Origin of the sequence: Pandoraea pulmonicola (assembly GCF_000815105.2) — a bacterium.
GTDB lineage: Bacteria > Pseudomonadota > Gammaproteobacteria > Burkholderiales > Burkholderiaceae > Pandoraea > Pandoraea pulmonicola.
The window spans coordinates 3,253,915-3,265,850 of record NZ_CP010310.2; the positions used below are offsets into that span (position 1 = coordinate 3,253,915).

The following is an 11,936-nucleotide window of genomic DNA, read 5'->3' on the forward strand; positions in this document are numbered from 1 at the left end:
CTGTTTCCTGCTGTCTGCTTTCGGCTTTGTCCGGGATCGCCCGATCAGGCGCCCGACTTGGTCACGTCGTTGACCACCTTGACCTTCGAGCGCGCGCGCAGATCCCCCAACCATGCATTCCACTCGGCCTGAGCCGCCAGTTGGTTGAGCTGCTGCGTTTCGGCCGCCAGACGCTGCGGATCCTGTGCCGCCGGCTGCGAAACCTTGCTGATGCGGTAGACCGCGTAGCCTTGGCCCTCACCAAGGTCCACACCAACATATGCCGGCAACTTGGCCGTATCCGCACCAAAGATCGCGGTGAGCGCGGCAGCCGGCAACTTGCCCGGATTGTCGCGCGACACCGTCTGCGCGGCGCCGAACGTTGCATCGCCGCCCTTCTTGAGCGCATCGAGCTTCGCTTCGCCGGCCTTCTTCGCTTCCTGCGCCGCCAGATCGGCGACGACCTTCTCCCTGACCTGTGCTTCGATCTGCGCGAGCGGCGGCGTGGCGGCCGGATGGTAGTTCGTCACGTGCGCCGACACCAGCACGCCCTGACCGACATCCACGGCTTCGGTGTTGCGCTTGTTCTTGATCGACTCGTCGCCAAACACGGCTTTGAGCAGTTTCTCGTTACCGAGCGGGCTCTTGGCCTGCGCCGGATCCGGCGTACGCGTGACCGTGGCCGTGAGCACCTTCAGATTCAGCTTGTCGGCCACCGGCTGCAGGCTGTCCGGCTGCTCGTACACGGCGTTGGTGAACTGATCAGCGAGCTTGGCATAGGCCTTGGCCGATTCCTGTTGACGATATTGCTCGGCCAGTTGCGGCTTCACTTCGTCGAACGACTTGGTCTGCGCCGCCTTGATACCGGTCAGCTTGATGATGTGATAGCCGAAGTCGCTCTTCACGACATCGCTCACGTCGCCCTCGCTCTTGAGCGCGAAGGTGGCGTCGGCGAACGGCTTGACCATCGCGTCGCGCTGGAAATAGCCGAGATCGCCACCCTTGGCCTTCGAACCCGGGTCATCCGAGTTCTCGGTCGCGAGCTTGGCAAAATCGTTCGGGTGCTGCTTGAGTTGCGCGAGCAGCGCCTCGGCCTTGGCCTTCGCCTTGGCATGGTCGGCCGGCGATGCATCGGCCGGCGACGCGATCAGGATGTGCGACGCGCGACGCTCTTCCGGCGTGGTGTACTGCTTGAGGTTGTCGTTGTACATCTTGCGCAGCGCATCGTCGTTCGATGCTGTCTGCGCCGACGCCGGCATGGCCTTCGGGTCAAGCACGACGTATTGGATTTCAGCCGACTCGGGCGTCTGGAAGGCGGCCTTGTGGGCGTCGTAGTAAGCCTGGATCTGCTGCGCCGTCGGTGCGGCCTTGCCGGCGTACTCGGCCACCGGGAACGTCAGCGCCGACACTTCGCGCTGCTGCGCACGCAGTTGCGCAAAGCGATCGACCACCGTCTTCGGCAGCATCGCGCTCGCCTGCACGCTCGACGGCAACTGGTTCGATGCGAGCTCGAAACGGATCTGCGCTTCGAGACGCTGCGGCGTGAGATTCTGGGCGGCGAGCAGTTGCTCGTACTTGGCTTCGTCGATCGAGCCGTCCGGGCGACGCATCTGTGCGATCGCCGGGATGGCGAGCAGTGCTTCGCGCACCTGGGCATCGGGCACCGACAGATGCTTCTTGAGGGTTTCCTGCGTGAGCAGCTTCTGCTGAATCAGGTTATCCAGCACTGCCGTGCGCATCTCGGGCGTGTTGATCTGGCTCGCGTCGACAGCGCCGCCAAACATCTGCTGCATGCGCTCGGTCTGCGCACGAAGCACGCTGTCGTATTCCTGACGCGTCACGGTCTGATCGCCGACCTTGGCGATCGTACCGGCATCCGAGGCGTACTCCTGCCAGCCATGAACGCCGAAGACCACGAACGACGGCACGATCAATACCGTCAGGAAAATGAGGACCAATCGTTGATGGCGTCGGATGAAGTCGAACATACGAAATCGGAAGAGTCGTCAGGATGCGTCTTAGGACGTCATATGGCAAAAAAGGCGAACCGAAGTTCGCCTTTTCACAATTTGGCGGAGCGGACGGGGCTCGAACCCGCGACCCCCGGCGTGACAGGCCGGTATTCTAACCAACTGAACTACCGCTCCCCAAGATCTGGAACTGGTGGGTGCTGAGGGGTTCGCCCCCCCGACCTACGCCTTGTAAGGTTCGCTTTGGCGCGGTTCTCCGCTCCGCTGCAAACCGCTTCAGCGCTACCAGCCAGACCTTCTTCCCGTTGCGCCCTAGCTGCCGCGTCACAGTTTCGTCACACCGACTGCGGCTTTTGTGCAACACCGACAGAGGCATCGAAATGGCAACTATCCGCCAACGGAACAGCAGCGATGGTAGCACAACTTGGCAAGCAATCATACGTAAAACCGGCTTCCCGCCTCAGTCCGCGGTGTTCCGTAGCCGGGGGCGACAACTCGAGAAGCGCTGCGTGTGACCAAAGTGTGACCGGCCGATAGAGACAGCCCAGCAAACCGGCCGGCAGCCAGCAACAAGGGATTCAGGGAAAGGCGACCTACGCCGCAATCAGGCGGCCACCGGTCAGCGGAAGGAAGGAACCGGACAGAATGCCCGGTCAGAAACCGGAAGGTCAGCGACCCGCCCCCGGCACGGGGAAAACCGGCTCGTGGCGAGCGGCGCAATCCCCGCAGAAAATCGTAGCGAAATTTGATCCGGGCGAAACAGCGGGAAGCGTCGGCTTCATATCACGAGGTCAGGCATTTATAAGCCCAAGACCGCCCATCACTTAACATCTAGTCTGCGGTTTTCACACCCCAAACCACTCTGTCGTTCGTATCAAGAAACCAAACGCGTCCATCCCCGGACGGTACTACATAGTTTTGCCGGTAGATTCCAAGCCCTTGCGCCCTGATAGCATAAACAGGCCCCTGCGGCTCCGAACCAGCGTACTCAAATGTAAGCGGATTTTGGGGGTTTAGAGAAACAGCGAAAGGAGCCCTACCCGTCTCTGCCAGCAATTTCCCATCGCAAGCCACAACGAGAAGATCGCTAGCCCACACATAGGAAAAGAAAGTGCCTGACGGGTTGTAATCCGGCAAACGCCATCTGTACGGCGAGCTGCTGAGAAATGCGGTGCCAGAGCCTGGACCGTCTTCTTTCAGAGATAAGTAACCGCCGCTCGTCTGAATTGTCACGTAAGGCATACGCTTCCCCTTTGAGCTATGTGCTTACCAACGGAAACAACTAGCCGCCCACCGCAGCACTTATATCCGGGCGAGTTAGTGATCGTCAATACAGGGCGCATGCCGCACGGCATGCGACAGCGGATGACTGAGAAGGTGAGGAGTCCGCACGGCCTATGACCGGCACAGGGACAGGGACAGGGACAGGGACAGGGACAGGGACAGGGACAGGGACAGGGACAGGGACAGGGACAGGGACAGGGACAGGAGTACTTATAAACACGCCCTAACTTGATCACAATGTGGTCACAGTTAGGGCGTCAGACGCGCTTTGGCGTAGATGCTGGAACGAGGACAGTTCGCGTAAGTCGTTGATTTACTTACCGGAACTGGTGGGTGCTGAGGGGTTCGAACCCCCGACCTACGCCTTGTAAGGGCGCCGCTCTACCAGCTGAGCTAAGCACCCGTTCCCGATTCTAGTGTTGTTCTTGCTGCGACTTCCTGCCCAAGCAGGAAAGTCCATCAGTTTAACGTATCTTTGAGATCTTTGCCAGGGTGAAATTTCGGCACCTTCGCCGCCGGAATCGTGATCGCGGCGCCGGTGCGCGGATTACGTCCCGTGCGCGCAGCACGCTTTTTCACCGTGAATGTGCCGAAGCCCACCAACGTCACCTTGCCATTCTTCTTCAGCGCCTTTTTTACCGCAGCCACGAATGCATCAAGTGCTCGACCCGAGGCAGCTTTCGAGATGTCTGCCTCGCTCGCGATATGATCGATCAGTTCCGTCTTATTCACTGTAACCCCCTTGCAAGGATAGTAGGCGATTTAGCCGCGGAGGCGCTCTTTGCACGCCTTGACATTGATCTGCGAGGTCCGCTGGCTTTGCCATTAGACAAGCCGAAAACCCTTATGTCAAGCCGTTTTGCGCCATCTGACAGATTCGGAAGCACTCCTGAATCTCCACTTTCCGGTCGCTATTTTTGAGCACTTTGCCTGAATAAAAAAGCTCGGGGAAAACCCCGAGCTTTTTGCCCATTTTCGGGCGAGAGAGCGGCGTCGAACGCTGCGCCACTTCCCGCCAGCGAGCGTCAGTGCTTGATGACGTCCTGCTTGCCACCGGCGTCCGCGCTCGGCGTCACCGGCGCAGCCTTCGCCTCTTCTTCCGGCAGCGGCGCGGGCGCGTGCTCCAGCGCCAGTTCGAGCACCTTGTCGATCCAGCGCACCGGTACGATCTCCAGCGCGTTCTTCACCGTGTCGGGAATCTCGGCGAGATCCTTCACGTTCTCTTCCGGGATCAACACAAGCTTGATACCGCCACGATGCGCGGCCAGCAACTTTTCCTTGAGACCGCCGATCGGCAGCACTTCGCCGCGCAGCGTGATCTCACCGGTCATCGCGACATCCGCACGCACCGGAATCCCGGTGAGCACCGACACCAGCGCCGTCGTCATCGCGATACCGGCGGACGGACCGTCCTTCGGCGTCGCGCCTTCCGGCACGTGGATGTGGATGTCCTTCTTCTCGAACTGCTCGTCCGTCACACCCAGTCGACGCGCACGCGAACGCACCACCGAACGTGCCGCTTCGACCGACTCCTTCATCACGTCGCCGAGCGAGCCCGTGCGAATGATGTTGCCCTTGCCCGGCATCAGCGCGGCTTCGATAGTCAGCAGATCGCCACCCACCTCCGTCCATGCGAGGCCCGTGACCTGGCCGATCTGGTTTTCCTTCATCGCCAGACCGAAGTCGAACTTGCGCACGCCCAGGAAGTTGTCGAGATTGCCGGCGTCGACCTTGATCGACGAGCCTTCGACTTTCTTGAGCAACAGCATCTTCACGACCTTGCGGCAGATCTTCGAGATCTCGCGCTCGAGCGAGCGCACACCGGCCTCGCGCGTGTAGTAGCGAATGATGTCGCGGATCGCGGCTTCCGTCAGATCGATCTCGCCTTCCTTCAGCCCGTTGTTCTTCTTCTGCTTCGGCAGCAGATAACGCTGGGCGATGTTAACCTTCTCGTCTTCCGTGTAGCCCGACAGGCGAATCACTTCCATACGATCGAGCAGCGGCGCCGGAATGTTCAGCGAGTTCGACGTCGCCACGAACATCACGTCCGACAGATCGAAGTCGACTTCGACGTAGTGGTCCGAGAACGTGTGGTTCTGCTCCGGATCGAGCACTTCGAGCAGCGCCGAACTCGGATCGCCACGGAAGTCCATGCCCATCTTGTCCACTTCATCGAGCAGGAACAGCGGGTTGCGCACGGCGACCTTCGACAGGCTCTGCAGGATCTTGCCCGGCATCGACCCGATATATGTGCGACGGTGGCCGCGAATCTCGGCTTCGTCACGCACGCCGCCCAACGCCATGCGCACGAACTTGCGGTTCGTCGCACGCGCAATCGACTGGCCGAGCGAGGTCTTGCCCACGCCAGGAGGCCCGACGAGGCACAGGATCGGCGCCTTGACCTTGTCCACGCGTTGTTGCACGGCAAGATACTCGAGGATGCGTTCCTTGACCTTCTCGAGACCGAAGTGGTCCTCGTCGAGCACCTTCTCGGCGTTCGACAGGTCGTTGTTGACCTTGCTCTTCTTGCGCCACGGCAGACCAACCAACGTGTCGATGTAGTTGCGCACGACCGTGGCTTCGGCCGACATCGGCGACATCAGCTTGAGCTTCTTGAGCTCGGCGTCGGCCTTCTTCTTGGCTTCCTTGGGCAGATGCGCAGCCTTGATGCGCTTCTCGAGCTCCTCGAGATCCGCACCCTCTTCGCCCTCGCCAAGCTCCTTCTGAATGGCCTTGACCTGCTCGTTCAGGTAGTACTCGCGCTGGCTCTTTTCCATCTGGCGCTTCACGCGGCCACGAATGCGCTTCTCGACCTGCAGGATGTCGATCTCGCTCTCGAGCTGGGCGAGCAGATGCTCGAGACGCTCGATGACCGGGAACATCTCCAGGATCTTCTGTTTCTGCTCGAGTTTGAGCGGCAGATGCGCGGCGATGGTGTCGGCCAGACGACCCGCTTCATCGATGCCCGACAGCGAGGTCAGGATCTCCGGCGGAATCTTCTTGTTGAGCTTCACGTACTGATCGAACTGCGCAACGATCGCGCGACGCAGCGCCTCGGATTCCGGCGAGTTGCCGTCGTCCGGTTCGAGCGGCATGATTTCCGACGTGAATTGGGTTTCTTCTTCATCCACGCTCTGCGTGCGTGCACGCTGGATACCTTCGACGAGCACCTTGACGGTGCCATCGGGCAGCTTGAGCATTTGCAGGATGTTGGCCACGCAGCCGATCTCGTAGAGATCCTTGGCCGTGGGCTCGTCCTTGGCCGCCGCCTTCTGGGCGACCAGCATGATGTGCTTGCCGCCTTCCATGGCGGTTTCAAGCGCTTTGATCGATTTCGGACGCCCCACGAAAAGGGGAATCACCATGTGCGGAAACACGACCACGTCGCGCAGAGGCAACAGGGGCAGTTGAATCGCTTCGGGCGGGAGGATTTGGGTGCCTGACATCTCGTTCCCCATAATTAACGATACCGTTGTGTTCCAGCTAATTGAGGCCGCCGGCGAGAATTACAAGGGGGTGAAAAAGCCCCATCGCCGATAAGGTGCACCACTCGGGGTTTCATTGCCCGTGGCACTAGTATGAAGGAAAAAAAGCCGCCCATGTTTCCATGAACGGCTTCGAGGTGAGTTGAGTTGACCGTTCAATTGGAGCCGGCAACTTTGGGCGACTCCTGGTAGATCAGCAGCGGTTTTCCGTCGCCGCTGATCGCGTTATCGTCCAGAATCACTTTGGTCACGCCTTTGAGCGACGGCAGCTCGTACATCACTTCCAGCAACGCCTGTTCGATGATCGAACGCAGGCCGCGCGCGCCGGTCTTGCGCTTGATGGCCTTGCGAGCCACGGCATGCAGCGCCGCCGGGCGAATTTCGAGCTCCACGCCTTCCATCGCGAACAGACGCTGGTACTGCTTGACCAGCGCGTTCTTCGGCTCGATGAGGATCGTCACGAGCGCGTCTTCGTCAAGCTTACCCAACGTGGCAACCACGGGCAGACGGCCGATCAGTTCCGGGATCAGACCGAACTTGATGAGGTCTTCCGGCTCCACGTCGCGCAGCAATTCGCCCGCGTCGCGCTCTTCACCGGTCTTGACCGTCGCGCCGAAGCCAATACCGGTCTTCTCCGTACGGTTCATGATGATCTTCTCGAGACCATCGAACGCGCCGCCGCAGATGAACAGGATGTTCGTCGTATCGACCTGGATGAAATCCTGGTTCGGATGCTTGCGCCCGCCTTGCGGCGGCACCGACGCCATCGTGCCTTCGACCAGCTTGAGCAGGGCCTGCTGCACGCCTTCGCCAGACACGTCGCGCGTGATCGACGGGTTATCCGACTTGCGACTGATCTTGTCGATTTCGTCGATGTAGACGATGCCCTTCTGCGCCTGCTCGATCTCGTAGTTGCAGTTCTGCAGGAGCTTCTGAATGATGTTCTCGACGTCCTCGCCCACGTAGCCGGCTTCGGTCAACGTGGTGGCGTCGGCGATCACGAACGGCACATTGAGCAGACGTGCGAGCGTCTGCGCGAGCAGCGTCTTGCCCGAGCCGGTCGGCCCGATGAGCAGGATATTGCTCTTGGAAAGTTCGACCTCGTCGCGCTTGTCGCCGAGGTGCTTCAACCGCTTGTAATGGTTGTAGACCGCAACCGCCAGAATCTTCTTGGCGCGGTCCTGACCAATCACGTATTGATCGAGACTCTCGCGAATTTCCTGCGGCGAGGGCAAATCTGATTTGCCGCCGCTGCCGCTCTCGTCCTCGGCCGCTGCGGCCTCGTCGCGGATGATCTCATTGCACAGATCAATGCACTCGTCGCAGATAAAGACGGACGGTCCCGCGATGAGCTTCTTGACCTCGTGCTGGCTCTTTCCGCAGAAGGAGCAGTAGAGCAGCTTTTCGCCGTTGGAAGTGCTTTTTTTATCCACCATATCTGTGTCAGCCTGCTAGCAATTTGCGCCCCGGTCGTCCCCCGCGGGGGCGGCAAACGCGGCATACGTGAATCCCATTGTAACGCCATGCTGCGCGGGCGTGTGGCCCGCCCGCGACAGCCGCAAATTTCCTTTTACGACAAAGACTTGGCGCGAACACCCGGTGTTCGACGTCGAAATTACCGGATGTCGCGCCAGCGTTTTGCCGTTGCGCGGCCCGAATCGGCAACCGATTCAGGGACGCTTTTCGAGCACGCGATCGATCAACCCATACTCGACGGCATCGGCCGCCGACTTGAAGTTGTCACGATCGGTGTCACGTGCGATGGTCTCGAGCGGCTGCCCGGTGTTCTCGGCCAGCAGTCGATTCAGGCGGTCCTTGAGCAACAGGATTTCCTTGGCGTGGATCTCGATGTCCGAGGCCTGGCCGCGTGCACCGCCCAGGGGCTGGTGAATCATGATGCGCGCATTGGGCAGCGCGTAGCGCTTGCCTTTCTCGCCGGCGGCCAACAGGAACGCACCCATGCTCGCGGCCATGCCCATGCACAGCGTCGAGACAGCCGGCTTCACGAACTGCATCGTGTCGTAAATCGCAAGGCCCGCGGAGACGGAACCGCCCGGCGAGTTGATGTACATCGAGATTTCCTTGTCCGGATTTTCGCTCTCGAGGAACAGCAGTTGGGCGACGACGAGGTTGGCGCTCTGGTCGTTGACCTCGCCCACCAGGAAAATGATGCGCTCCTTGAGGAGACGCGAATAGATATCGTAAGCGCGCTCACCGCGACCACTTTGCTCGACGACCATCGGCACGAGACCCAGGGCCTGCGATTCGAGAGCGGAGTTGTGCGTCGGGGAAGCGAGTTGGGCGAGCAATTCGGAACGGGTAATCATATCGGTTCGACCCTTCTATCGAGATGGTTTTGCGCGCCGCAGGGAGGAGGCCCGGAGGCCATTTGGAAAAGAACCGCCACGGCCTTGCGACCGCGGCGGTTCCCTCAGTCTGTCGTGCTCGATCAGCCTTGCGTGTTGCCGGCCAGTTCTTCGAAGCTAACTTGCTTGTCGGTCACCTTGGCCTTGCCCAGGACGAACTCGACAACATTGTTCTCGACGACGAAACCTTCCATTTCCGCCATGCGCTGCTGATCGCCATAGTACCAGCGGACGACTTCCTGCGGGTCTTCATAGCTCTTCGCGAACTCTTCGACCTCGGCCTTGATCTGTTCCGGCTTGGCTTGCAGGTCGTGCTGCTTGACCAGTTCGGCGAGGATCAGACCCAGCTTGACGCGACGCTCAGCCTGTTCCTTGAACATCTCGGCCGGGATCGGCACATTGCCGGCGTTGGGCACGCCGCGCTGCGCGAGGTCCTGACGGGCCATCGCCACCAGGCGCTCCTGATCCTGTGCGATCAGTGCGTTCGGCACGTCGAGCTCCGACACCGAGATCAGGGCGTTCATCACCTGATCCTTGAGCAGGGCCTGCGTGCGACGCTTCACTTCGCGCGACAGGTTCTCCTTGATGTCGGCGCGCATCTTCTCGATGCTGCCGTCGGCGATGCCGAGCGACTTGGCGAACTCGGCGTCGACTTCCGGCAGGTGCGCCCACTCGACCTTCTTGAGCGTAACGGTAAACGTGGCGGTCTTACCAGCCACTTCCTTGCCGTGGTACTCGTCCGGGAACTTGAGTTCGAATTCCTTCGATTCGCCGACCTTCAGGCCCAGCGTTGCCTTTTCGAATTCCGGCAGCATGCGGCCTTCGCCGAGCACGAACACGAAATCCTCGGCGCTGCCGCCGGCGAACACTTCACCGTCGATCCTGCCGACGAAGTCGACCGTCACGCGATCGCCGTCCTTGGCTTCGACCGAGCCGCCGTCGCCGTGGGCGCCGGCCTCGCCGCGCACGTGGTAATGCACGCGCTGCTTGCGCAGGATGTCGATGGTGCGATCGATCTCGGCTTCCGAGACATCGGTCGTGGTGCGGGAAACTTCGGCTGCGGCGAGGTCGCCGATCTTGACTTCCGGATAGACCTCGAAGGTGGCGTCGAACGCGTATTCCGTATCGGCGGCATCCGCCTTCGGTGCGAAACGCGGCTGACCGGCCACGCGCAGGTCCTGATCCTTGCTGATTTCGAAGAACTGCTGGCCGACCTTGTCGCTCACGACTTCGGCTTCGACCTGACCACCGTACTGCTGCGTGACCATCTTCAGGGGCACCTTGCCCGGGCGGAAGCCAGGCATACGAACCGTCTTCGACAGCTTCTGAATGCGCGCGGCAACTTCCTTATCGATTTCCTGCTTTTGCAGGGCGATGGTAAAGCGACGCTCGAGCTTGCCGAGGTTTTCAACAACGATAGTCATGAGGATATTCGTCCATCCAGAGGGTCGTTCTGTGTTGCAGCGAGGGAATGCCGCAAGCGGACCCTGTCAGTTAATCAACCTTGGGCCGGAACCGACGACACGACGCCGGTTTCCCTCCGCCCCCGACAAATCGGGGTAGCCCCAAAACGGTTTTGCACACAAAGCGGGACATTTTAGCAAACTATTGCCCCACCTTTAGACTTTCCGGCCTGATATCGAGGAATTCGGCCCCATTTGTCTTTCCGGGCATCGGCGAGTCTCGCCCGCCGCTTCCCCTCACCTTCATTGGCCGACACACCGCTTTAGAGTTCCCTCTCCAGAAAAACCGCTTGGGAGACGGACGTTCCCGCCCTAGGATTCAATCGAACGTTTGAATGAAACGGAAGTTCACTGCAGGACGACGCGGTGCCTTGCCGCACCCCAACGGAGATTCGTCGTGAGCCCACGCCTTCCTGCCGGCCGACAAGCCGGCGACACCAAGCTGCGCATCCTCGATGCGGCAGAAGACCTCTTCATCGAATACGGTTACGACGCCATGTCGTTGCGGCAGATCACCTCGCGCGCCGAGGTGAACCTGGCGGCCGTGAACTACCACTTCGGCAGCAAGGAAACGCTGCTGCAAGCCATGCTCTCGCGCCGGCTCGACCGGCTCAACGAAGAGCGCCTCGCCTTGCTCACCCGCGCCGAGGCTGCGTGGCCCGGCTCACGGCTGACGTGCGAGCACGTGCTGGGCGCGATGTTCATTCCAGCGCTGGCGATTTCGCACCACCGCGACATCGGCGGCCCCGCCTTCCTGCGTCTGCTCGGACGCGTGTACGCCGATCCGTCGCCGTTCATCCGCGACTATCTGCAACACCACTATGCGCCGGTATTCAAGCGCTTCTTCGATGCCTTCGCCCAGGCGTTGCCCGAATTGCCGCCCCAGGAACTGCGCTGGCGTTTGCAATTCGCGCTACAGGCGCTCTCGGGCGTGCTGGCGAGCAGCGACACGACGCGCCTCATCGATACGTTCGCCCAGGGCCAGCCGATGGGTGACCTGCAAATGGTGGCGCGCCTGACGGCGCTCATGGTGGCCGCGCTCAAGGCGCCGATGCCAGGCGATGAGCAACTCGCGAGCTTTGCGGCGGTCTTCGCGTTGACCAGGGAAGCCGGCGTGACGCCGCCGCGCGAAAGTGGCCAGATCGATCCACCGTCAGCGCCGTCGGGCTCGTACGGCGGAGATCCCGGGCGCACGTCCGGCATTTCAAACGATTTGAATGATCCGGAGGCTTCCGGCAACACAGGTTGGTCGTTGGCAAGCGCCTGAGCGTCCGAACGCCATGGACGCACCGTCCGACCGGCGCGCCCCGATTTCCCGCAAATACCGACGGCACCCCGTCATCGCCCGCGGGCCCCGGTTACAGTTTCGACGCGTCACTCGAATTCGCC

General features: G+C 60.8%; 7 protein-coding genes and 2 tRNA genes. 1 reads left to right on the forward strand and 8 read right to left on the reverse strand.

Annotation, left to right across the window (positions count from 1 at the left end; all coding sequences use genetic code 11):
• Positions 1 to 44 precede the first annotated feature (44 nt).
• The 8 genes from RO07_RS14035 to tig all read right to left on the reverse strand — a co-directional run bounded on the left by RO07_RS14035 (position 45) and on the right by tig (position 10,508).
• Positions 45 to 1,967: a SurA N-terminal domain-containing protein gene (locus RO07_RS14035; protein ID WP_039411537.1), complete on the reverse strand. Its 1,923-nt coding sequence runs from the start codon at positions 1,965 to 1,967 to the stop codon at positions 45 to 47.
• 82 nt (positions 1,968 to 2,049) lie between these two features.
• A tRNA-Asp gene (locus RO07_RS14040) sits at positions 2,050 to 2,126 on the reverse strand.
• A gap of 1,434 nt (positions 2,127 to 3,560) precedes the next feature.
• Positions 3,561 to 3,636: transfer RNA gene (locus tag RO07_RS14045), tRNA-Val, on the reverse strand.
• Positions 3,637 to 3,692: 56 nt separating this feature from the next.
• Positions 3,693 to 3,965 carry an HU family DNA-binding protein gene (locus RO07_RS14050; protein WP_039411539.1) on the reverse strand — a complete coding sequence of 91 codons (273 nt, stop codon included), beginning with the start codon at positions 3,963 to 3,965 and terminating at the stop codon, positions 3,693 to 3,695.
• A 293-nt stretch (positions 3,966 to 4,258) separates the two neighbouring features.
• Positions 4,259 to 6,679, reverse strand: a complete 2,421-nt coding sequence (gene lon, locus RO07_RS14055; RefSeq protein ID WP_039415515.1) for an endopeptidase La — start codon at positions 6,677 to 6,679, stop codon at positions 4,259 to 4,261.
• 194 nt (positions 6,680 to 6,873) lie between these two features.
• On the reverse strand, positions 6,874 to 8,154 hold the full coding sequence (gene clpX / locus RO07_RS14060; protein ID WP_039411542.1) for an ATP-dependent Clp protease ATP-binding subunit ClpX: 1,281 nt from the start codon (positions 8,152 to 8,154) through the stop codon (positions 6,874 to 6,876).
• Between the two features lie 234 nt (positions 8,155 to 8,388).
• Entirely contained in the window at positions 8,389 to 9,042 is a 654-nt protein-coding gene (clpP, locus tag RO07_RS14065) for an ATP-dependent Clp endopeptidase proteolytic subunit ClpP (RefSeq protein WP_039415518.1), read from the reverse strand.
• 125 nt (positions 9,043 to 9,167) lie between these two features.
• Positions 9,168 to 10,508, reverse strand: a complete 1,341-nt coding sequence (tig, locus tag RO07_RS14070; protein WP_039411545.1) for a trigger factor — start codon at positions 10,506 to 10,508, stop codon at positions 9,168 to 9,170.
• 436 nt (positions 10,509 to 10,944) lie between these two features.
• Here tig and RO07_RS14075 point away from each other — a divergent pair, with 436 nt between their 5' ends.
• On the forward strand, positions 10,945 to 11,814 hold the full coding sequence (locus tag RO07_RS14075) for a TetR/AcrR family transcriptional regulator (RefSeq protein ID WP_084072613.1): 870 nt from the start codon (positions 10,945 to 10,947) through the stop codon (positions 11,812 to 11,814).
• Positions 11,815 to 11,936: the final 122 nt, after the last annotated feature.

Bases quoted from the DNA above. Each gene is read 5' to 3' on its own strand.
- tig (WP_039411545.1), bottom strand. From the start codon at position 10,508: ATGACTATCGTTGTTGAAAACCTCGGCAAGCTCGAGCGTCGCTTTACC.
- RO07_RS14035 (WP_039411537.1), bottom strand. From the start codon at position 1,967: ATGTTCGACTTCATCCGACGCCATCAACGATTGGTCCTCATTTTCCTG.
- lon (WP_039415515.1), bottom strand. From the start codon at position 6,679: ATGTCAGGCACCCAAATCCTCCCGCCCGAAGCGATTCAACTGCCCCTG.
- clpX (WP_039411542.1), bottom strand. From the start codon at position 8,154: ATGGTGGATAAAAAAAGCACTTCCAACGGCGAAAAGCTGCTCTACTGC.